1 protein-coding gene is annotated in these 691 nt (G+C 66.3%); it reads left to right on the top strand.

Annotated features, from left to right (window positions below; all coding sequences use genetic code 11):
* Positions 1-187 precede the first annotated feature (187 nt).
* Positions 188-691, top strand: a 504-nt coding sequence (locus CCN56_RS36305) for an aspartate/glutamate racemase family protein (RefSeq protein WP_086832006.1), incomplete at its 3' end; no start/stop codon positions are given.

Below are 691 nucleotides of genomic sequence, written 5' to 3'. Positions count from 1 at the left end.
TTGGCGCCATCGCGAGGGCCGTTTTGCGTGACCGTAACGCACGGAACGCACGCAAGTAGGCACGGTGAGTGAAGAACGCCCGTGTGGGTGACGGAGGGGCGCGCTTCAAGGAGGGACTGACTCCAAGCGAGGCTTATGCGCGGAGGCCTGTCATCCTCAACTCCTTGCATACGTAAGGGGTGTGGTGATGAAGAAGATCGGGCTGATCGGTGGGATGAGCTGGGAGTCGACGGCGGAGTACTACCGGTTGTTGAACGAGTTCACGCGTGACCGCCTGGGCGGACTCCACTCGGCGCGGTGCGTGCTCTACTCGGTGGACTTCGCGGAGATCGAGCAGTTGCAGGTCCAGGGCCGCTGGACGGAGGCCGGGGAGATCCTGGCGGCGGCTGCCNNCACCATGCACAAGGTCGCGGACCAGGTCGAGGCGGCGGTCTCGATCCCCCTGCTGCACCTGGCCGACGCCACGGCGGAGGCCGTAAGGGCATCGGGCCTGCGTCGAGTCGGCCTGCTGGGCACGGCGTTCACCATGGAGCAGGACTTCTACCGGGGTCGGCTGGAATCCGGCGGACTCGCTGTGCGAGTCCCGGACACCGACGGCCGCGCGGAAGTTCACCGCGTGATCTACGAGGAACTCTGCCTGGGCATCGTCCGGGAGGAGTCCCGCGCCGCCTACCAGAAGGTCATCGAGGAC

Origin of the sequence: Streptomyces sp. NRRL B-24572 (assembly GCF_002156145.1) — a bacterium.
In the GTDB taxonomy this organism is placed as follows: Bacteria; Actinomycetota; Actinomycetes; order Streptomycetales; family Streptomycetaceae; genus Streptomyces; species Streptomyces vietnamensis.
The sequence above is the reverse complement of the archived record's forward strand: the minus strand, read 5'-3'. Positions and strand labels throughout refer to the sequence as shown.